The following is a 19,998-nucleotide window of genomic DNA, read 5'->3' as shown; positions in this document are numbered from 1 at the left end:
TTTACGCCATCGCGAACGCGCGTTGCCGCGTTGAGGCCTCCACACGCTCAGGCGCCTCGCGGCGCTTGCTGCCCGGCGTCGTTTTCGCCGAAATCGCTGGCATAGTTCGTTTCGTAGCCGTAATTCTTCGTGCTTCGACGCAGCGGTATGCCGTTGAACACCGCGCCCGCGATGCGCCCTTCCGCGCGTTCAACCTTTCTGATCGTGTCGGCGATCTCCTCCTCGCTCTGCATACCAGAGCGCAGCACGAGCAGGGATGCGCCCGCCTCGTTCGCGACGATCGAGGCGTCGGTGACCGCGAGGAAAGGCGGCGTATCGATGATCACCAGATCGAACTGGCTCGACAGCCGCTCAAGAACATCCTTCAGGCGCGGCTTCATCAGCAGCGCGGCGGGATTCTCCGGGCGCACGCCGCACGACAGGAACGTCAATCCGTCGATGCGGGTGGAGCGCAACGCATTGCGCAACGGCAAGCGTTCGGACAGCACTTCGGATAGGCCTCCACGATTGCTCTCGTTGAATAGCGAGGCGAGATGGCCACGCCGCATATCGGCATCGATCAGCACCACACGCTGACCGACTTCCGCGTGCAGGATCGCCAGATTCGCGGCGACGAAGCTCTTGCCGGCGGACGGCGTGGGGCCGATGACCATGACGATGTTGTTGCGTGCATGCGCGAGATCGCGCGTGACGGCGGTCCGTACGCTGCGCAGCGCTTCGACCGACGCGTCGTGTGGAAAGCGCGCGGCGAGAATCCTGTTCGGAATGCCCTTATCGAGCTGAATCTCGTGCAGACTCTTCTGCAGCGGCGGATGGGCACGCCCGGTCGCTGGCGGCAGAGATTTTCGGCCTGCGGTCGCATCGCGATCGAGCAGCACTTGCTGATGGCTGAACAGAATCTCGCCAAACACCGGCACGCTCATCTGGCGCTCGACGTAGCGCGGGTCAGTCACGCCGATCATCACGTGGCGGCGCATGAAGACCAACACGACGCCGGACACGATACCGAGCATCAATCCGCCGCCGAGCACGAGAATCGGCTGCGGCATGACCGGCATATGCGGTCTCATCGCCGGATCGAGAATATGCGCACCGCCCGTCGTGCTGGCGCGGCGCACCTGCAATTGCTCAGCCTTCTGGACCATGCCGAGATACACCGTTTCAGCCACCTTCTGCGCGCGGATCAGATCGACGCTCTCGCGCTCCGACGCCGGCATGCCGTTGAAATGGTCGGAGAATTTCGCTTTCGCTTCTTTCAATTGCGCCAGTTGCTCGTCGATGTTCTGCACCCAGCGGCTCTGCGGCGTATAGCGCTCGAGCATTTGCGTGCGCTGCAATTGCAACGTCGCGATCTGCTTGTCGAGATCGAGGCCGCCCTGCAAATAGGCTTGCGCCTCGTTGGTCGGCTGCATCGATTGCGAGTTCGAGCGGAAGCTCTTCAGCGCTTCCTCGGCTTTTCGCAGATCGGCGAGTAGACGCGGGAGTTCGCCGTTAATGAACGCGAGCGTCTGCGTGTCGTTCGATTGTCGGCTCGCCACCGCGGAGGCGAGGTATTGCTGTCCCAATGCATTGGCGACGGCAGCGGCTTTGTCCGGACTCTTGTCGCGGTACTGGATTTGCAGCAACCCCGAGTCTTTCACCTTGTCGCCGATCTTGATCAGACTCTCGAAGCGCTTGATCGCATCGAGCTCATTCCAGCGGATCACTTCGAATTTCGTGCCGGGCCGCGCAGCGAGTTCCTTCACGAGCATCGACACGCCGTTCTGCTTGAGCGGCATGCCGACCGTGCCACTCGCCAGCAACTCGCCGGACGGGCCATGCAATTCGAAGCCGCCATTGTCGAGCGCGGTCAAGGTCAGCTTCTCTTCCTCAAGTTCGCGCGGCACGTCGAGCGCCGCGATCTGCACGCGCTCACCGCCCCATGCATACGATTTCAGGCCGAGCCACGGCGCCGAAGGCTGTCCCGGTGTAGCAAATTTTTCGGCGATGTCGCCGAGCACCGGAAGCTTGTGCGGCTTTACCGAAATGTCGAAACGGAACTGGTCGATCACCGGCTGCAAAACCGACCGGCTTTCCATCACCGCCATTTCCGTTACCGACGACGGTGTTGGAGGCGGCAACAGGTCCTGGTTCTGCAACGCAAGTCCGAGCGCATTCGGCTCGGGCGGGTCCACACGAACGATTACGTCGGCGGAATAGATGGGGGTGGTAATCAGAAGATACGCGACCGCGAGCGTGAGGACGACGACCGTCGTCACCACGATCTCCCAGATGTGGTCACGCATTAGCGTAAGCATCCCGCTGGCACTGAGTTGTCTGCGCTCGGTATCAACAGCGGGATAGAGCGAGTTTTGCGGATAGTAATCCACCGGTCTGATCCTTGCAGGTTGATGAAACAAAGCGATCGGCGATCGCTTTGCGTCGCCACGTCGCTATTTATGCCGCCGGCCGGATAGACCCTGAATTGGCTGGCAGCACGGCGAAGCGACGTGCTGTGTCGGGTTAGGTCGGGGAGCCGTGTTCGGGACCTCTCGAACCACGGAAGGCTACACACCTATTGCTTATCCACCGCGGCATTGCCGATTGTTCTTCTCACGAATCAGCGAATGCGGTACCCGCCATTCACGTAATCCGCGATTGACAATTTCTCTCTCGATGTTGCGGTGAAGCATAGTCCGCAAAGGATCGGGGCATTCGCCGGCGGCCCAAAGTAGGGTGCTATTGGCCGATAATGCGGAGCCTTTTACAAATGAAACAGAAGCTGGAAAGCCTTGTTGCGATCTGCAATTGCTGTAACAGAGTTATACGATAGGCGCCGTACATCGCGACAGAACGCCAAATGGGCGGTTGGTGTGCAAAGAATGCCGTTGATATCCCGCAAATCGTGCCGATTCCGCGCCACTCGGCGCATTCCGCCGATGCCCTGGCTTCTCGCCTGCAAAAATCGCGCTAGTCGAGGTGGAAAAAAATTCCGCGCAACGTTAATTAGTAGCACGCAATTTAGCTAATAGTGAGGTAAGAATTTCTCGAATCTTGACGATTACGCCAAAACACCCGCGCCTGCCGGCCAAGCTCGTCTGACAGAAATCGATGCGCTAATCTCAATGCGTAGATTTTCCTGTCTGGAGAAGCTGGCGTGATGAAGCACATTGGTCTATTCGTCTTTCAGGATTGTTCGATGGCAAGTACCGGCGCGATCGGCGACGCGTTCCGGCTTGCCAATGAGTTCAAGAGAACGGCTGGCGAAGAGGCGCCATACCGGTTTACCGTGGTATCCGATGGCGGTGGTCTGGTGACCAGTTCTTCCGGCATATCGATCTGGACGCAAGGCCTCGAACGCTATTGCCTCGCGGATTTCCACGCGTTCTTCGTGGCCTGCCGCGACGTCACCGAAGTGGCGGAATCCAACGATCGGTTTCTGTCGTGGATCTCACTGCAAGGATCGATCGCATCTTTCGGCATGCAACAGGGTGCGAATCTCGCGGTCGTCTGCAACGATCCGCTGCAATCGATCGTGCCGATTTTTCTGTTCGACGACAGCGGTGATACCGCGCGCACGCAAAGCAATGTGACGCCGACCGATCTCGCGCTCGCGCAGATCGAACGCGACATCAATACCGACACGGCCCGCAAAATCGGCCGCATCCTGCAAACCGGCTACGCCGAGAAGAGCCGTTCGGAGTTCGACGACGTCAATATCACGACGACGACCGAGAAGATTCGCGAGTCGGCGCGCTGGATCAAGGAGAACTACAGCAAGGCTATTTCGGTTGCCCAGGCGGCCGAGTCGGTGGCGATGAGCAAGCGCAATTTTCAGCGCCGTTTCAAATGCGAGTTCGGCATGACGCCACTCGAATATCTGCTGCGCACACGCTTCGAGATCGTTCGCTCGATGCTGAAGAACACCGATTTGCCGGTCGATAAGATCGCGCGTCGCTGCGGAATGGGCGACGGTAATCGGCTCGGGCGGCTATTCAAGGAGCGCTATGGCATGTCGCCGACGCAATTCCGCGCGCAACAGCATGTGGACGCGGAAGAACGCTGGCTGACACCGGAGGAAAGCTGGAGTGCCGCGACCGAGATGTTGCGGCAAGCGCCGCTGACGCTTTGATTTCAATTCCCTGTTACTCCGAGCACGACTCGTCGGCTCGACCGCAAAAGGGATAAGAACATGACGATCATCAAAACCGCCGAACTGGCCGCGGAGGACGCGGCCGTCGCGCCGGAAAACATGGCCTCCCTACAATCCGTTGACAGTGCCGTGGCTGCGCGCTGTAAGATGCCGGGCCTGCACGCAGGCGCGCATTTCTCGCAAGGGCAAGCGCCATCTACCGTGAGAAAGATCAAGGAAGCGGCGAAGACCTTATTGCCGGATGCCCTTTTCCTAAGCCTGTTACATCACAAATGCACTGGCCGTTATCCGAATCTGATTCGTCCAGTGACGTTCAATGAGAAGATCCTGCAGCGCAATCTTCACCCTGATCCTCGCTATATCGAGCTGACCGACAAGCTGCTGGTGCGGGACTATATTGCCCGGAAGATCGGTGACAAGCATTTGATACCGCTGATCGCAGCGCCCGCTGTATTCACGCCCGAAGTGTTCGACGCGTTGCCCGATGCTTTCGTAATGAAAGCCAATCACGGCAGCAATTTCGTCGAAGTGGTGAGAAACAAATCGGAGACCTCGTTCGACAAGCTGAAGAAGCTTGCCGACCAGTGGCTGCGCACCGAATTCTATTACGTTGGGCGCGAACGGCACTATCGGTCGATCGAGCCTCGCGTCTTCTTCGAGAAGCTGCTGCTCGATCAGCGCGGCCAGATTCCGGCGGATCTCAAGATGCACTGCTTCGGCGGTCGGCCTGGGGGGCCGATCATCTATATCCTCGTGATCTCCGACCGGTTCGGCACCGCGACGCACGGCGACGTGTATGACGTCGACTGGAATCACCTCGATATCGCAATCGGCGACTACAAGCGCAGTGCGGCACCAGGTCCGCGCCCGCCGAATCTGGATGCCGTGCTCGATATCGCGGTCCGTCTGTGCGAAGACTTCGACTATGTGCGAGTGGACCTGTATGCGCCGGACGACCGCGTTTATTTCGGCGAACTGACATTTACGCCCGGTGCAGGCGTGCTGCCCTTCACGCCGGACAGTATCGATTACGAGTGGGGCAAGCTGATGGCTTGAATCCGCTTTCATTCGCGGCGTTTGGATTCCACCATCGAGCCGGGGCGGCGAACGCCGCCCCCCATCAAGCCGGCGACATGCCGTTTTGCAGCTTTGCGCCGTCGGCCTCGCGCGAGACCAGAAACGTCAGCAACGCCTGCGCCGCTTCGGGGTGGCGCGCCGCCGTGCAGATCGCGGCGGTGAAAGTCGTGGTGGACTGGATGGCGGCAGGAAGCTCGCCGAGCACGTCGATACCGGGCACGTGAATCAATTCGCTCATCTGCTGAAAGCCGAGCGCGACTTCTCCGCGCGCGACGAGCGTGCCGACCGGCACACCCGGCGGCGCCTTCACGATACGCGAAGCGATCTGCCCGGCAATGCCCCAGCGTTCGAACAGCTTCAGTAGATGCGTGCCGCTCGGCCCCGTCGAGTAACCGATGCTGCGCGCACCGAGAATCGCGTCGCGCAGCGCCGCTTCGGTCGCGATGTCCGGGTGTGTCGCTCCGGCCGCGACCGCGACCGCGATGCCCGAGCGCGCGAGCCCGACGCGGCTCGCCGCTTCGACGCAACCCGTCACCACGAGCCGCTCGATCGCGTCTGCTGCGAGCACGACGATATCGAAGACTTCGTCATCCTCGACCCGGCGCGCCGCATCGACGCCGCCGACCGATTCGATCGTGACGCCCTGCCCGGTGCGCCGCTCGTACGACGCGGCGAGTTCGGCGAGCACCTGGCGCGTGGCCATCGACGAAATGCCGGTGATCGGCGCGCGCACGGCTTGACCGTTGATCTCTGCGACCACGCCTGTCAGTCCTTGTAACGCAGTCCAGCCTGCTCGAGCGGCCCGCGCATGTTGTACATATCGAGACCCAGCACACCGGAGGCGAGTTTCGCGCGCTTCTCGGCTTCGTTCGCCTCGCGCGCCGCGGCCTTGTCGAGCACCGCTTGCGCGGCGGCCGCCGGCACCACGACCACGCCGTCGTCATCGGCAACGACGACGTCGCCCGGCGTGACCAGTGCGCCCGCACACACGACCGGAATGTTCACCGAGCCGAGCGTCGCCTTGACCGTGCCCTTCGCGGAAATCGCCTTGCTCCAGACCGGGAAGTTCATTTCGGTCAGCACGCCGACGTCGCGCACACCGGCGTCGATGATCAGCGCATGGGCGCCGCGCGCCTGGAAGCTGGTTGCGAGCAGATCGCCGAAGTAGCCGTCGGTGCTCTCCGCGGTGACACCCGCGACGACGACGTCGCCCGGCCGGATCTGTTCGGCCGCGACGTGCAGCATCCAGTTGTCGCCCGGTTGCAGCAGCACCGTGACGGCCGTGCCGCTCGCGCGCGCGCCGGTATAGATCGGACGCATATACGGCTGGAGCAAGCCCGTGCGACCCATGGCTTCATGCACGGTGGCCGAACCGAGCGCGCCGAGTTTCGCGGCCACGTCCGCATCCGCGCGCTGGATGTTGCGATACACGACTCCGATTTCATACATGATTACAGCCCCTTCTTTTTCAGCAAGGCATCGAGACGCGGATAGACGCGCCGCGCGTTGCCTTCGTAGATCTTGTAGCGCTGCTCCGGGTTCATATCCGCGGCTTCAACGTAGCGCTTCGTGTCATCGAAATAGTGGCCGGTTTCCGGATCGATGCCGCGCACCGCGCCGATCATCTCGCTCGCGAACAGGATGTTGTCCACGGGAATCACGCGCGTGAGCAGATCGATGCCCGGCTGATGATAGACACAGGTGTCGAAAAACACGTTGTTCAGCAGATGGTCCTTCAGCAACGGCTTCTTCATTTCCTGCGCGAGGCCGCGGAAACGACCCCAGTGATACGGCACCGCGCCGCCGCCGTGCGGAATCACGAACCGCAGCGTCGGGAAATCACGGAACAGGTCCGAGGTCAGGCATTGCATGAACGCGGTGGTATCCGCATTCAGGTAGTGCGAACCGGTGGTGTGGAAGCACGCATTGCAGCTCGTGCTCACGTGAATCATCGCGGGAATGTCGTACTCGACCATTTTCTCGTAGATCGGGTACCACGAGCGGTCCGACAGCGGCGGGCTGGTCCAGTGGCCGCCCGATGGATCGGGATTCAGGTTGATCGCGACATTGCCGTATTGCTCGACGCATTTGACGAGTTCAGGAATACAGGTGACCGGATCGACACCCGGACTTTGCGGCAGCATCGCGGCCGGCACGAAGTTCGCGGGAAACAGCTGGCTCACGCGATAGCACAGTTCATTGCAGATCGCGGTCCACGTGCTGGAGACTTCGAAGTCACCGATGTGATGCGCCATGAAGCTCGCACGCGGACTGAAGATCGTCAGATCGAGGCCGCGCTCGCGCATCAGTTTCAACTGGTTGTTTTCGATCGACTCGCGCAGCTCGTCGTCGCTGATCTGCAATTCCGACACCGCCGGCATCTCGGACGGACTCTTGATGCCTGCGATCTGGCGCTTACGCCACGCCTCCAACGCTTTGGGCGCGGTGGTGTAGTGGCCGTGAATGTCGATGATCACCGTGATTCCTCAGTAGATGAATTTAACCAGCGGCGCGCGCGAACCGCACGCGCGCCACGTACCTGCGTGCGTCAATGCGCGGTATTCGGCTGCGCCGCCGTACCGGTGCCGCCCGCGCGCTGGCTCACCAGGATGGCGATCGCGGCGAGCGTAGCGGGGATCGCAAGCATGGCGAGGATCGCGCCGAACTGCCAGCCGAAGCCGAGCAGCGCGCCGCCGATCGCCGAGCCGAAGATGCTGCCGAAGCGGCCCATGCCGAGCATCCAGCTCACACCGGTCGCACGCGCAACGGTCGGGTAGCGGCCGGGCGCAAATGCGTTCAGACCGGTTTGCGCGCCGCTCATGCAGAAGCCCGCGGCAAACACCAGCAATGCGAGCGACGACGACATCGCGCCGATGTAGCCGAGCCCGAGCACGCACACTGCGCCGCCGATATACGCGGCGCTGATGACCGGCGCCGGACGCGCCTTGTCCATGACCCAGCCGACCAGCACCGCGCCGATCGTGCCGCCGATCTGGAACATCGCCGTGATGTTGGCCGCGGTGGTGACCGACAGACCCGCATCCTTCATCAGCGTCGGCAGCCAGCCGGTCAGCAGATAGATCACGAGCAGGCCCATGAAATACGTGACCCACAGCGCGATCGTCATCGAGCCATAGCCTTGCGAGAACAGCACGCCGATCGGCTTGCGCGTCGGCAGCGGCGGTTCGTTCGACACGAACACTTCATTGCCGGCGAAACGCACGCCGCACACGCGGCCGAGCACCTTGCCGATACGCTGCGCAGGCGCGCCGCGCACCGCGAGCAGACGGGCCGACTCAGGCAGCAGCCAGATCTGGAACGGGATCAGCACGAGCGGCAGCGCGCCGCCGAAAATCAGCACCGAGCGCCAGCCGTGAACCGGAATCAGCCAGCCGGCCGCGAAGCCGATCAATGCCGAGCCGACATTGAAGCCCGTGAACATCACGGTGATCAGCAGCGCGCGCTTGCGTTGCGGTGCGTACTCGGACAGCAGCGTCGTCGAGTTCGGCATCGCCGCGCCGAGGCCGACACCGCTCAACAGACGCAGCGCCGCCATCGAAAACGGCGATTGCGTGAATGCAGTCGCGATCGTGAACACACCGAACAGAAACACCGACGTAATCAGCACCCACTTGCGGCCGATGCGGTCCGATGCCGGACCCGCGAACAATGCGCCAATCACCAGACCGATCGGCGCCGCGCTCATCACGAGACCGAATTCGGGACGCGAAATACCCCAATCATGAATGATGGACGGTGCGACGAAACCCATGATCGCGACGTCCATGCCATCGGCGGTCACGATCAGAAAACACAGCACTACCAGCAGCCACTGGTAGGGCGAGATCGGCCGTTCGTCGATGAACTTCTTGATATCAATTCTGTTACTGCTGGTAGTACTCATCAAAACTCTCCTGTCTCCTTCAATGGCCTATCGCGCGCTCGACGCGGGTTGCTTCGCAAAGTGCGTCGTAACCATCGTGGCGATGGGGCCCCTGCACGCCCTACTCAAACAACTGGCGTGACGGTACGTTCCGTCCTTCGCGGGCCAAAGCGCGGGTTAACCATATGATTGAAGCGAGTATCCGCATTTTCACCGTTCCGCATAGCATCGTCGAAGTCTGTCCGATTCGCGCAAAGCGGCGCCGGACCGGCGTTCGACCTAGGCCCACCGGCCTTCGAAGCGGCCTTGCGGGACGCCAGTTGGCACACCAACTGATAAACAAAACAGATGACGCGGGAACGAACTCGCATAGAACGGCAGCGAGACGCCCCGCTTTTGCGATCGACGTGAATGCGCCGCGCTGGCAGCGGATTTTCCCCACGAAAAAAGGGCTCAAAAGAAAAAGCGGATGACCGTGTCACGGCCATGCCGCTTCGGGATGAGCCGGCGTCGCGGACCGGCTCGTACTCAGTTAGCGCTCTGTGCGAGACCCGGTTCAGGGCGCCGCGACACCGCGCGTCGCCGGCGCATAAGGCGTGTAGAAGCTCGAACCGGCCCACGTACGCGAGGCTGCCGCGTAGAGCGGTGTGCCTTGCGTGTAGTTCGCACCGTCGTGCCAGTCGCCCGAACCGGTGTACTTCGCGACCGCCGGGTACGGATAGACCGGACGCGAGGCCGTCACGTTGTTCGACGAATCGGTCTGATACGTCATCACGGAAGTCGGCACCCTGGATTCTTCGACCCAGTTGGTGATCTTCGACACGAGGTCGATATTCGGGTTGCCTTCGCCGCCACCACAGTGACCGACGCCCGGCACCAGATAAAGACGCGCGAACTGGTCCACGCTCGACGTGCCCATCGTGTTCTGCATCGCCTCGTAGTACTGGATCGTGAACAGCGGCGAGATGTGCTGGTCCGCCCAGCCGTGCCACAGGATCAGCTTGCCGCCGGCAGCATTGAACGCGGACAGGTCCGGGCTCGTCGCGTCGATGAACGGATGGTTCGCCTTCAGGTAAGTCGCGTAGAAGCTGGCGTCCTGGTAGCCGAAGGTGTCGATGCTCGGCATCGTCGGCGAGCCCGTGAAGATCAGGTTGTACGCGCCCGTCACGATCGAATAGCTGAACAGCTTCGTCACGGAAACCGGGGCATCCGTCGAGTTCGACGTCGGCACTTCGACGCCAACCCAGTTCGCTTCCGAACCATACTGCGGCGAACCCGCCAGCATGTACTCGCCGGTCGTCGCATCGGTCGGACCGCTGTAAATGGCCTTCGCTGTCGTGACTTCAGCCGCGGTCAGGCAGTTGCTGGTGCTCGCCGCGCCGCTCGAGCACTGGATCGTCGCGGGGTCGAAATGGCAGGTACGCGGATCGGCGATCAGGCCGTCGGCCGCGCCGCTGCCGCCGCCGCATGCCGCCGCGACGGCTTTATGCAGCAGCGTCGCCTTGTCGGCATACAGAATCGCATTGCCGGCGCTGGTGCCGGTCGTGCTTTGCGACTTCACGCTCCAGCCGTGATACAGCGAGTTCTGGATCTGGAAGTGCGCAGCCGGCGCACCGGCGACGATACCGTTGTAGTCGGTCGGGTAACGTTGCGCGGCCATCAGCGCTTCGCGGCCGCCGTCCGAGCAGCCGATGAAGTACGAATACTTCTGCGTCTGTCCGTAGTAAGCCTTGATCAGCTTTTTCGCGGCGAGCGTCGTGATGTGCTGTCCGCGATACGCGAAGTCAGCCTGCTTTTGCGGGTCCGTGGTCCAGTTCGAATCCTGGCCCGAGTGACCCATGTCGGTCGCCGCCGTTACGAAGCCGCCTTGTTGCACGAGCGGGCACTGGTACGAGAAGCTGAACGAGCTTTGCTTGGTCGGGTCGCTCAGATTGCCGCACAAACCACCGCACCCGAGTTCCGCGAAACGCTGTGTCCATGTGCTGACCGGCAGCGCGACTTCGAACGTGTTCGACGGAGCGAGTGTGCCCTTCACCGTGCAGAACGCGACCGTCGCGCCGTTGACCGTTGCGTTGGTCACGGTCGCCGAGGTAATCGAACTACCGGCGCCGCCGATGTCGGTGATATCGATTGAAGCGAGCTTCGAGCAATCGACGACCGGTTGCACGGCTGCCAACAGCGTGTACGTGAGCGAGCCGCCACCGCTACCGCCACCGCATGCAGCGACGATCGCAGCCGTCGCGCAAACGCCGACGAACGTCAGCAGTGAAACGCCGCGCGCCTTGATGCGCGACAACAACTTGAGGGGTTGCAGTCTTCTCATACTTGTTCTCCTGCGCGGTTGTCACGGTCCACTATTGGGCCCGTGCGTGTGTTCGCGGTGCGCATTGCGCATCCGCGATGCGTGACGCATGTCGTCTTCACCTTCATCGATTCACATCTCCTCTTTTGGTACTTCGGCTTTTAGAAACGTCCTCGTTCTTCCGGTCGCGGCGGTGCGGTCGCACGGGCTTGCCGGGTTGACGCGACGTTAGCCAGACGGTGAATGACATGAAATCGCGGGTTAACCACAGGGATCAGCGATATCGGCGGCTCTCCGATGCGCTCGCACGCCGAACTCGATGACGCTCGACACCACGCTCGAGCCGATGGCACAAGGAATGACAAGGGGCGCCGCAAGCCGATTCGAGCGTGCACCGCCAACTCCCACGGTCGCACCCAATAATTTTTTTAGATGCGAAGAGAAACAAATTGAAATCAGTAGTCGGTAGCACTATGAGTCGCGAATGAGTTCCACGAAGTAATCACGGAAGAAAGCCGAAACGCTATTTCCAATCGCGTTGCGAATCTACGCGAAAAGCTTTCTGTTTTGTTTATTGATGCGTTTGTCGTGACATTTCAGCCTCTTACACCTTCCATTCGTCTGCTTTACGGCAAGCAAAACATCTTGTTGCCGCGATGCAAACGCAAAGCTTTTATTGCAATGAACTACCACACATAGTCGGAAATGAAATAGTCAGAGCGCCGCCTCGCGAGTTCGCGTAAACCCCGCGATGTCTGACAGCCCGCCAATACCGCCATAGCCATACGACTTCGCTTGGCATGACGAAATATAGAAAGGAGATCAAATCAATGAAGAAGACGCAGATCGCGCTCGCCATTCTCACGGGTGCACAACTCGGCGAATGGCGGCTCGGTCTATGAAGCCTCGGTCGGCGTGCTGTACCGGTTCACGCCGGCACTCGCCACCGGCGCGTCGTATATGTACATGAAGGGCAATTCGGTCGTCGACAATAATCACGCGCACCAGGTCGCGGCGATTGTCGACTACTCGCTGTCGAAGCGCACGAGCGTCTACGTGACGGGCCTGTACCAGCGCGCAAGCTCGGGCGGCTTCGCGCAGATCAACGGCATGAACAGCGCGGACGGCGCATCGAGCGGCCAGACCCAGGCTATCGCACGAGTCGGCTTGCATACGCACTTCTGATACCGGAACGATCGACGAGTTGGAGACGATCGCACGCACGTTCGATACGCCGCTGCTCGTGAACATCGTCGAAGGCGGCCGCACGCCGCAACTGATGCCCGCTGAATTGCAGAAGCTCGGTTTTTCGATTGCGATTTATCCGGCATCGGGCTTTCTCGCGGCGCGATAGCACTGCAAGATGTCTACGACCAGATCGAGGCGCAGCGCGGCACCACGCAGGTGGAAGACACCATGTACCCGTTCTCCGGAATGTGCAAATCGATGGGCTTCCCAGCGGTATGGCAGTTCGACCGTGAGCACGCCGAATGACGACCGGCTGACAAAATATTACGTTTTTCAGCGTGCTAGACGCGTAGCATATCGGGGGCATGTCCCGCGAGCGCCCCACTCGCATTCGTCATTCAACCGCGGAGATTTCGGAAATGAGTATTTTTGGTGACATCGTGCACAAGCTGTTCGGCAAAGCGAAGCCGGACCAACCTCCTCCCGCGACGGAAGCCACCCCCGACCCGGCCGCCGCGCAAGCCGCGACGCCCAACGCGCCCGCCGCACCCGCACCGCTGACCGACGTCGACGTGGCCGCCGTGATGGATCAACTCGTCAGCGAAAGCGGACAGACGTTGAACTGGCGTACGTCGATTGTCGACACGATGAAGGCGCTCGGCGTCGACAGCAGTCTCGAACACCGCAAGCAGCTTGCGCAGGAATTGAAGTACAGCGGGGATATGAACGACTCAGCGAGCATGAACATCTGGCTGCACAAGCAGGTGATGCAGGCGCTCGCTGCGAACGGCGGCAAGCTGCCGCCCGATCTGGCATGCTAAGCACGACAAAGCAGGCGTTTACCCGCAGTAAAAATCAATCGCTCAAACGAAGTTGCCCGGTCGAAGCACTGAACCGGGCAACTCGAACCTTCTCGGCGCGGCAATCAATGCTCGCACAATCGGCTGGCAAAACGCGCATTGCACGCGCCCTGGACAGCACGATTGCCGTCAGCCCACGTATTCAAACGCGGCTGACCGAACAGATTGCGATGGGAATATACGCGGCTATTGTGCCGCGGTGAGCTTGAGTCCCGGCCGGAGTGGCTGGGGAGGCTCCAGAGGAGCCTTGCGTTCGTCCGATACCTGTTCGATTCCCTTTCTCGTGACTTCCTCGAGGAAGGTCAAGCGAGCCCGATAGTAATCGGCACGCAGCTGTGCGTCGAGCACCAGCTGTTCGGCCTGAAACAGTTCCATGCGCAAGTTGTTCAGCGCGCGTTCGGCCTGTTTCTCGGGAGTAGGAGCATGTTGTGAAGCCCAGTTAGCAAGCCACCTTATCATGGTGAATCCCTCCTTGAGTTCAATGCTCTGCTGCGACAAAGGCTATCAAATAATGGACGCGGCGTGTGTTAAATCGTTACAGGCGTTGCAAGCTTCACTACTGATACCACAACCCGCGCGACAAGAAAAAAGCCCGCACAGCAAAGGCGGGCAATCCCACTCTCTTTGAAAGCGTGTCACGAGGATGACACGCCACAAGTTTAACCGTCATGCAACCCGGACCTACGTGTGCTGGCGATCAGTTCCGCACGAATATATCGACCGCCATTGAATCTATTGAAGCGCCGCCACGTTTTTCGCAATGGCCCGCGCAAACTGCGCGATCTGCCGGCCCTGCTCGATCAGATCCATCGCCAGCCGGAACGTGACGACGTCCGCCTTGTCGGCCAACTGAAGCTTCGCGAGCACGACCTGACGCGCGGTCGCGGCGAGTTTCTCGATGCCGGCTTTCGCGTCGATGACCTTCGCGACTTCCTCCGGATCGGGCGCCTCGATCGTGCGGATCGCCTGCTCGAGATTGCGGATCACCGCCTCGGAAAACTGCGTGGTCGCCGCATCGCGCAGGCGCAACAGGTCGAGCTGCTGCGTCATTCGCTGCTGCGCGACGCTGAGCAACGTCGTGCCGACAATGCCGCTGATGCTTTCGAGGTGGCTCGTGACCTGCGTATAGCCGACCATCTGCTGACCTTCCTCCTCCGAGTGCTCCCCCTTCGACAGGCGACCGATATATTGAAGAATCTCGAACGAGAGCCGATCGCTCTCCTTGTCCTTATCGAGCATCTGATTGATCTCTTCCATCGTGCCCGTCGACACCATCTGGGAGCCGCGTTGCACGACTTCGAGCACCTGCATGCCGAGCCGGGTCAGCTCGATGCGCACGCGCTGCAATCCAAGCGCCGGCACCGTCAATACCGACTCGTCGAGATACTGCGGATCGCCCGCGGGTTTGGCGGGCTTCGCACGCTGCGGCACGACCAGTTGCGCGAACCGCGCGATGGGACCGGTGAACCAGATCAGCAGCAGCGTATTTGCGACGCTGAACAAAGTATGCACATTGGCTACCTGGCGCGGCGCCTCGGCCGCGAGGCGCTCGAGGCCCTGCAGGTCCGGATGCGACGGCGATATCCAGCGCACGAATTCCGCCATCTGAGGAATCAGGAAGAGCGCGATTACGACGCCGAGCACATTGAACACCAGATGCACGACGCCCACCTGCACCGCCTCCGGCGGCTTGCCGATCGAAGCGAGCAAGGCCGTGCCGCAGGTGCCGACATTCGCGCCGAGAATCAGCGTGATGGCGGCCTCGAGCGGCATCAGCCCCTGCCCGCTCAGCGCAATAACGACCGCGAGCGTCGCCGCCGAGCTTTGCACGATCGCGGTGAAGACCGCCCCCACGATGACCCCGACGAGCGGATTGCGCATGTCCTGCATCGCGTCGATGAACGGCTGGTACGTGCGCAACGGATGCGTGGACTCGCCCATCAGCTGGATGCCCATGAACAGCAGCCCCAGCCCCATCACGACGCCGCCGATCTGCCGCAGCAGCTCGCGCGGAGCAAACGCGTGCAGCACGAAGCCGATCGAGAGCATGTAGGGCGTCAGGCGCGAAACGTCGAAGGCGATGATCTGCGCGGTGATGGTCGAGCCGATGTTCGCGCCCATGATCATCGGCACCGACTGGGCAAGTGTCATCAGGCCGGCGGACACGAAGCCGACCATCAGCACCGTCGTGATGGTCGACGAGTTCAGCAGCGCGGTCACGATGGCACCCGCCAACACGCCGCGAAACCGGTTCGCGGTCAGCACGCCGATCAGCGACTGCAGTTTCGATCCCGCGATCGCCTTAAGCCCGCCGGTCAAGAACTCCAGCCCGAGAAGAAACAGCGCGAGGCCGCCGATCAACAGCCCGAAGATCCCAAGGATGTTCAACTTGTCGGGATCGATGTCAGCAAGATAATCAGTCATCCTGATGTGCCTCTGATGATCACACGAATAGATGCGGGAGCAAGGGACGGCTTCGCTCCCCGGATCGACGACCGTGCCGGCGGTCTGCCGCGCTGTGTCCGGGGCAGCTACTTAAGGCTAACGCTAAGGGTATGAGGAAGACGGCGCGCAGGCAAGGACGGGAAAGCGGCCGGCGGCATCGGGACCGCGGAGTTCGCAAAGCATTCAACCGTCAATCAAGATAATTCATTGCCTCGTCAAACAACGATTCCGGCATCCGATTTGGCAGTTAACCCGTAGGTGAAAATGCCCATCGTCCCGGCCGTTTGCCGCTGCCAATAATAGGTCCATCCTCCAATCAAACTTGCTCAACTCACCCCAAACGAGAAGGAGGACTTATGGCAAATCGTGTTGCATACGTAACCGGCGGCATGGGTGGTATCGGAACCGCCATCTGCCAGCGCTTGCACAAAGAGAACTACACCGTCATTGCGGGCTGCGGACCGAACTCGGCGCGCAAAGCCCGATGGCTGGAAGATCAGAAAGCGCTCGGCTTTAACTTCATCGCCTCGGAAGGCAACGTCGCGGATTGGGAGTCCACCGCGAAAGCGTTCGAGAAGGTCAGGACGGAAGTGGGCGAAGTCGACGTGCTCGTCAACAACGCGGGCATCACGCGCGACGGCATGTTCCGCAAGATGACCTACGAAGACTGGCAAGCGGTGATCGACACCAATCTCACGAGCCTGTTCAACGTGACCAAACAGGTCATCGAGAGCATGGTCGACCGGGGCTTTGGGCGCATCATCAACATCTCGTCCGTCAACGGCCAGAAAGGCCAATTCGGGCAGACCAACTACTCCACCGCCAAGGCCGGCATTCACGGCTTCACGATGGCGCTCGCGCAGGAAGTGGCCACCAAGAACGTGACGGTCAACACCGTGTCGCCCGGCTATATCGGCACCGACATGGTCAAGGCCATCCGTCCGGAAGTGCTGGAAAAAATCGTCGCGACGATTCCGGTACGGCGTCTCGGTACGCCGGAAGAGATTGCGTCGATCGTCGCGTGGATCGCGTCGGATCAAGCGGGCTTTGCGACCGGAGCGGATTTCTCGCTGAACGGCGGTCTGCATATGGGCTAACGGGAACGGCGCCGCGTGTGATGCGGCGCAGCCGTGTTCCGTTATCGACGTTGTCAGGTTCCGTGATGGTTTAGCGGCCCGGCGCAAGCCGGCCGCCTCAGTGAGCATATGACCAGAAAAGCGAGCCGTACTCGCGCCGCACCCGCGAAGTCGCCGCGCACCCGCCCGAAGGCGATGCTGCGCCCGATCGTGCCTGCCAAAGCAGGCGAAATCTCGCTCGACTATCACATGACGCTCGAAGCATTACGCAGCGGCGTCGCCAATCACTATCACGTCGGCAGCATGGCGCAGGCCATTTACATGGCGATGCTGCTGAATCAGCGCGGCTATGGTTCGGCCGTACCCGAGCTGTTTCGCGACGCGGAGCGCGTGATTCTGCGCTGCCGCCAGGCGGGACTCGAAACCGGCATCTGCGTGGTCGATCACGACGCCTACGCGCTGCTCGGTCAGGTCCTCACGCTCTTCGATCAGCAACTCGCGGTAACGCCAGTCGGGGAGTTGATCGCAGTCAACGCGAAACTGAAGACCCTGTTCAGCGCCGCCAATGACCACTGCGACGTCGACGGCGACGAGAACACCGCGTAACGACGCGTGTTGGCATTTACTTGTGCAATGCGCCGCGCACATTAGATACATCGTTTCGCGTGACCGGTCCGGCCGCATTTCCCCATGTGGTTCGAACAAAGGTGAGCACACGGGCCATTTCCGTGTCCGTGAGCTTGCCGGCGAAAGACGGCATCTTGTGCGGCTCCGGTCCCGACTCGGTATGCGGACTGCCGCCGCCCTCGACCAGCAACCGCACTAGTGACGCGCTCGATGCCGACAGCACCGCGGGGTTGCCCGCGAGGCGCGGGTACTTATGCGGCACCCCGGCCCCGTCCATCTGATGACAGCGCGCGCAATACGACGCATAGATGCCCGCGCCGGGTCTTTCCACATCGCCGGTTTTCAGCGCCTGCACGGTTTGCTGCGCGGCGCTGGAGCGTGCGTTGAAATTGCCGCTCGGCGCGTGCGACGGCAGGCTCTTCAGATACGCGGCGATCGCCGCGAGATCGTGGTCGTTCAGGTACTGCGTGCTGTCTTCGACGACCTGCACCATGCTGCCGAACGTGATGAGTCCGCCGCCGTGACCGTGGCGCAGGAAGTCGACGATGTCGGCCGCGGAACTTCGGCCGAGCCCCGAGCCTGGGTCGGCGCTCAGGTTCGGCGCAAACCAGTGGTCGTTGGTGCCACCCGTCAGATAGGCCGATGCCGACTCGTCATAGCCGCGCTCTTCGTAGGCGGGTCCGCGCGGCGTGTGGCAGGCGCCGCAATGGCCAAGCGATTGCACCAGATACGCACCGCGATTCCACTGCGCGTCATGTTTCGCATCGGCCTTGAACTGGCCTTTCGGTGCGAACACCCAGTCCCAGAACATCAACACCCAGCGCTGATTGAATGGAAACGGCAAGCGCGTTTGCGGGGCCGGCACCGCGACCGGTTGCACGCCGTGCATGAAGTAGGCGTAGAGCGCGTGCATGTCGTCGTCGGTGATCTTCGCGAACGACGGGTACGGCATCGCCGGATAAAGCCGCTTGCCCCCGGGCGCGATGCCCTCGCGCAACGCGCGCGCGAAGTCGTCATAGCTATAACGGCCGATGCCGTATTGCGGGTCCGGCGTGATGTTCGACGTATAGATCGTGCCGAACGGCGATCCCATGCCGAGCCCGCCGGCAAACGGCGGCGTAGCTTCAGGCGCCGCGCCCGGATGCGGGACGCGCGGCGCGGCGGTGTGGCAACCGGCGCAATCGGCGGCTTTGGCGAGATATGCGCCGCGGGCGATCTGCGCGGCGTCGGTCGAGGGGCTGGCGGCGTTTGCCGTCGCGTCGGCCGCGCTGGCGGCGTGTGCCGCCGCTGCTATCGTCAGCGCGCATGCGGCCACGATGCCGTGTCTAACTGTGTCGAGAACGTCGCGCTTCATCACCACCACCTGCACGGCGACACGATCGCGACCGCGACATCCGTTGCGATCAATGCGAACAGAAATAGCATGCTGGTCATCACCGCGACGTGCGTCAGAAACCAGTCGAGTTCGGCGCGCGTGCGACGCTCGCCGTTCAGCCCACCGAGTTTCAGCGGCGCGACGCGGCGCAGATTGCGCCATGCGACCCACGTGCCGAACGCGCCCGCGACCAGACACACCGTGCCGAGCGCGACGATCGCCGGACGCATCCACGACACGAGCGGCGCGCCGAGCGGATGGTTGTGCGGATAGCAGGCCTGCGCGGCGAGCGTTTCCGCGAGCATCATCTGCAACAGCCACGCGAACGGTGCCGCGAGCAGACCGATCAGCACGTAGCGCATCGAGATGTGCGAGTCTCGGGGCACCGTCGTCATGACCACTCCCGGAACAGATACGGCGTCAGATACAGCGTGCTGAAAATGAACAGCCACACGACATCGACGAAGTGCCAATACAGCCCGCCGATCGACAGCGCCGCGCAGCGCTTGTCATCGAAATAGCCGAGCGCGGTCCAGATCGCCAGCAGCGTCAGCACGACGATCCCGACCAGCACGTGCGCCATGTGAAAGCCGGTAATCGTGAAGTACAGCGAGCCATACAGGTGCGAGGTCAGGCCATAGGGGTGGTTATGCCATTCGCGCAACTGAATGCCCATGAAGATGCAGCCCAGCACGATGCCTACCGCCATCGACGCGACCCCCAGCCGCAACCGCCGCCGACGCACGCAGCGCTCGCAGAACCAGACGAACACGCTGCTCGACAGCAGAATGACCGTATTCGCGCTGCCGAGCCCGAGCTTCGGCAGTCCCTCGGGCGGCCAATGCTGCTGGCTCTGCGACGCCAGATACAGATACGAGAAGATCAGATAGCCGAACAGCGCGCCTTCGGTCGCGATCAGCGTGAAGCAGCCCCACCAGCCGCTCGACCGCTCGCCCGCGCTGCCAACCGGCAATGCTCGCGCGGTCTGGTCCGGTTCGCTCGACGCGCGATTGAAATTCAGTGCATCGCTCAT

19 protein-coding genes are annotated in these 19,998 nt (G+C 61.6%); 8 read left to right on the top strand and 11 right to left on the bottom strand.

Annotation, left to right across the window (positions count from 1 at the left end; translation table 11 throughout):
- Window positions 1–47: 47 nt before the first annotated feature.
- Window positions 48–2,297, bottom strand: coding sequence for a polysaccharide biosynthesis tyrosine autokinase (locus tag AB3X96_RS07705; protein WP_368589485.1), 2,250 nt, complete (start codon window positions 2,295–2,297; stop codon window positions 48–50).
- An 881-nt stretch (window positions 2,298–3,178) separates the two neighbouring features.
- Between AB3X96_RS07705 and AB3X96_RS07700 the strand changes: the two genes are divergently transcribed.
- Both AB3X96_RS07700 and AB3X96_RS07695 read left to right on the top strand, forming a co-directional pair.
- Window positions 3,179–4,111 carry a GlxA family transcriptional regulator gene (locus AB3X96_RS07700; RefSeq protein ID WP_368589226.1) on the top strand — a complete coding sequence of 311 codons (933 nt, stop codon included), beginning with the start codon at window positions 3,179–3,181 and terminating at the stop codon, window positions 4,109–4,111.
- A 60-nt stretch (window positions 4,112–4,171) separates the two neighbouring features.
- Entirely contained in the window at window positions 4,172–5,188 is a 1,017-nt protein-coding gene (locus AB3X96_RS07695) for an ATP-grasp fold amidoligase family protein (RefSeq protein ID WP_368589225.1), read from the top strand.
- Window positions 5,189–5,252: 64 nt separating this feature from the next.
- Here the strand turns inward: AB3X96_RS07695 and AB3X96_RS07690 are convergent, their stop codons facing one another.
- From AB3X96_RS07690 to AB3X96_RS07670, 5 genes are all read right to left on the bottom strand, one after another.
- On the bottom strand, window positions 5,253–5,969 hold the full coding sequence (locus AB3X96_RS07690; protein ID WP_368589224.1) for a substrate-binding domain-containing protein: 717 nt from the start codon (window positions 5,967–5,969) through the stop codon (window positions 5,253–5,255).
- A 5-nt stretch (window positions 5,970–5,974) separates the two neighbouring features.
- Window positions 5,975–6,658, bottom strand: coding sequence for a 4-carboxy-4-hydroxy-2-oxoadipate aldolase/oxaloacetate decarboxylase (gene ligK, locus AB3X96_RS07685; RefSeq protein ID WP_176120638.1), 684 nt, complete (start codon window positions 6,656–6,658; stop codon window positions 5,975–5,977).
- Between the two features lie 2 nt (window positions 6,659–6,660).
- Window positions 6,661–7,686 carry an amidohydrolase family protein gene (locus AB3X96_RS07680; protein ID WP_368589223.1) on the bottom strand — a complete coding sequence of 342 codons (1,026 nt, stop codon included), beginning with the start codon at window positions 7,684–7,686 and terminating at the stop codon, window positions 6,661–6,663.
- A 71-nt stretch (window positions 7,687–7,757) separates the two neighbouring features.
- Entirely contained in the window at window positions 7,758–9,113 is a 1,356-nt protein-coding gene (locus tag AB3X96_RS07675; RefSeq protein WP_368589222.1) for an MFS transporter, read from the bottom strand.
- A 535-nt stretch (window positions 9,114–9,648) separates the two neighbouring features.
- Window positions 9,649–11,415, bottom strand: a complete 1,767-nt coding sequence (locus AB3X96_RS07670) for a tannase/feruloyl esterase family alpha/beta hydrolase (protein ID WP_368589221.1) — start codon at window positions 11,413–11,415, stop codon at window positions 9,649–9,651.
- An 846-nt stretch (window positions 11,416–12,261) separates the two neighbouring features.
- On the opposite strand from AB3X96_RS07670, the gene AB3X96_RS07665 reads away from it, so the two are divergent.
- From AB3X96_RS07665 to AB3X96_RS07650, 4 genes are all read left to right on the top strand, one after another.
- Window positions 12,262–12,579: a porin gene (locus AB3X96_RS07665; RefSeq protein ID WP_368589220.1), complete on the top strand. Its 318-nt coding sequence runs from the start codon at window positions 12,262–12,264 to the stop codon at window positions 12,577–12,579.
- A 19-nt stretch (window positions 12,580–12,598) separates the two neighbouring features.
- Entirely contained in the window at window positions 12,599–12,748 is a 150-nt protein-coding gene (locus AB3X96_RS07660) for a hypothetical protein (RefSeq protein WP_368589219.1), read from the top strand.
- A gap of 253 nt (window positions 12,749–13,001) precedes the next feature.
- Window positions 13,002–13,403: a DUF3597 domain-containing protein gene (locus tag AB3X96_RS07655; RefSeq protein WP_368589218.1), complete on the top strand. Its 402-nt coding sequence runs from the start codon at window positions 13,002–13,004 to the stop codon at window positions 13,401–13,403.
- Window positions 13,397–13,645: a hypothetical protein gene (locus tag AB3X96_RS07650; RefSeq protein ID WP_368589217.1), complete on the top strand. Its 249-nt coding sequence runs from the start codon at window positions 13,397–13,399 to the stop codon at window positions 13,643–13,645. Before AB3X96_RS07655 ends, AB3X96_RS07650 begins: the two co-directional genes overlap by 7 nt.
- Here AB3X96_RS07650 and AB3X96_RS07645 read toward each other — a convergent pair.
- Window positions 13,629–13,901: a hypothetical protein gene (locus AB3X96_RS07645; protein ID WP_013091148.1), complete on the bottom strand. Its 273-nt coding sequence runs from the start codon at window positions 13,899–13,901 to the stop codon at window positions 13,629–13,631. The genes AB3X96_RS07650 and AB3X96_RS07645 overlap by 17 nt on opposite strands.
- Window positions 13,902–14,174: 273 nt before the next feature.
- The gene (locus AB3X96_RS07640) at window positions 14,175–15,866 is read right to left on the bottom strand and encodes a Na/Pi cotransporter family protein (protein ID WP_368589216.1); all 1,692 of its coding nucleotides are present in this window, start codon (window positions 15,864–15,866) and stop codon (window positions 14,175–14,177) included.
- Between the two features lie 377 nt (window positions 15,867–16,243).
- Between AB3X96_RS07640 and AB3X96_RS07635 the strand changes: the two genes are divergently transcribed.
- Window positions 16,244–16,984 carry a 3-ketoacyl-ACP reductase gene (locus tag AB3X96_RS07635; protein ID WP_368589215.1) on the top strand — a complete coding sequence of 247 codons (741 nt, stop codon included), beginning with the start codon at window positions 16,244–16,246 and terminating at the stop codon, window positions 16,982–16,984.
- Between the two features lie 108 nt (window positions 16,985–17,092).
- Window positions 17,093–17,569, top strand: coding sequence for a Fis family transcriptional regulator (locus tag AB3X96_RS07630; protein WP_368589214.1), 477 nt, complete (start codon window positions 17,093–17,095; stop codon window positions 17,567–17,569).
- Window positions 17,570–17,585: 16 nt separating this feature from the next.
- Here the strand turns inward: AB3X96_RS07630 and AB3X96_RS07625 are convergent, their stop codons facing one another.
- The 3 genes from AB3X96_RS07625 to AB3X96_RS07615 are packed head-to-tail and all read right to left on the bottom strand — an operon-like array spanning window position 17,586 to window position 19,998.
- Window positions 17,586–18,944 carry a cytochrome c gene (locus tag AB3X96_RS07625; RefSeq protein WP_368589213.1) on the bottom strand — a complete coding sequence of 453 codons (1,359 nt, stop codon included), beginning with the start codon at window positions 18,942–18,944 and terminating at the stop codon, window positions 17,586–17,588.
- Window positions 18,944–19,360 (bottom strand): hypothetical protein, encoded by a 417-nt coding sequence (locus AB3X96_RS07620; RefSeq protein ID WP_176107573.1) that lies wholly within the window; start codon window positions 19,358–19,360, stop codon window positions 18,944–18,946. Before AB3X96_RS07620 ends, AB3X96_RS07625 begins: the two co-directional genes overlap by 1 nt.
- Window positions 19,357–19,998 (bottom strand): heme-copper oxidase subunit III, encoded by a 642-nt coding sequence (locus tag AB3X96_RS07615; protein ID WP_368589212.1) that lies wholly within the window; start codon window positions 19,996–19,998, stop codon window positions 19,357–19,359. The genes AB3X96_RS07620 and AB3X96_RS07615 overlap by 4 nt, the downstream gene beginning before the upstream one ends.

The sequence above is a fragment of the Paraburkholderia sp. BR13439 genome, assembly GCF_040948805.1.
In the GTDB taxonomy this organism is placed as follows: domain Bacteria; phylum Pseudomonadota; class Gammaproteobacteria; order Burkholderiales; family Burkholderiaceae; genus Paraburkholderia; species Paraburkholderia youngii.
The sequence above is the reverse complement of the archived record's forward strand: the minus strand, read 5'-3'. Positions and strand labels throughout refer to the sequence as shown.

Bases quoted from the DNA above. Each gene is read 5' to 3' on its own strand.
- AB3X96_RS07705 (WP_368589485.1), bottom strand. From the start codon at position 2,297: ATGCTTACGCTAATGCGTGACCACATCTGGGAGATCGTGGTGACGACG.
- AB3X96_RS07700 (WP_368589226.1), top strand. From the start codon at position 3,179: ATGGCAAGTACCGGCGCGATCGGCGACGCGTTCCGGCTTGCCAATGAG.
- AB3X96_RS07695 (WP_368589225.1), top strand. From the start codon at position 4,172: ATGACGATCATCAAAACCGCCGAACTGGCCGCGGAGGACGCGGCCGTC.
- ligK (WP_176120638.1), bottom strand. From the start codon at position 6,658: ATGTATGAAATCGGAGTCGTGTATCGCAACATCCAGCGCGCGGATGCG.
- AB3X96_RS07675 (WP_368589222.1), bottom strand. From the start codon at position 9,113: ATGAGTACTACCAGCAGTAACAGAATTGATATCAAGAAGTTCATCGAC.
- AB3X96_RS07670 (WP_368589221.1), bottom strand. From the start codon at position 11,415: ATGAGAAGACTGCAACCCCTCAAGTTGTTGTCGCGCATCAAGGCGCGC.
- AB3X96_RS07655 (WP_368589218.1), top strand. From the start codon at position 13,002: ATGAGTATTTTTGGTGACATCGTGCACAAGCTGTTCGGCAAAGCGAAG.
- AB3X96_RS07650 (WP_368589217.1), top strand. From the start codon at position 13,397: ATGCTAAGCACGACAAAGCAGGCGTTTACCCGCAGTAAAAATCAATCG.
- AB3X96_RS07645 (WP_013091148.1), bottom strand. From the start codon at position 13,901: ATGATAAGGTGGCTTGCTAACTGGGCTTCACAACATGCTCCTACTCCC.
- AB3X96_RS07640 (WP_368589216.1), bottom strand. From the start codon at position 15,866: ATGACTGATTATCTTGCTGACATCGATCCCGACAAGTTGAACATCCTT.
- AB3X96_RS07635 (WP_368589215.1), top strand. From the start codon at position 16,244: ATGGCAAATCGTGTTGCATACGTAACCGGCGGCATGGGTGGTATCGGA.
- AB3X96_RS07630 (WP_368589214.1), top strand. From the start codon at position 17,093: ATGACCAGAAAAGCGAGCCGTACTCGCGCCGCACCCGCGAAGTCGCCG.
- AB3X96_RS07625 (WP_368589213.1), bottom strand. From the start codon at position 18,944: ATGAAGCGCGACGTTCTCGACACAGTTAGACACGGCATCGTGGCCGCA.
- AB3X96_RS07620 (WP_176107573.1), bottom strand. From the start codon at position 19,360: ATGACGACGGTGCCCCGAGACTCGCACATCTCGATGCGCTACGTGCTG.
- AB3X96_RS07615 (WP_368589212.1), bottom strand. From the start codon at position 19,998: ATGAGCGATGCACTGAATTTCAATCGCGCGTCGAGCGAACCGGACCAG.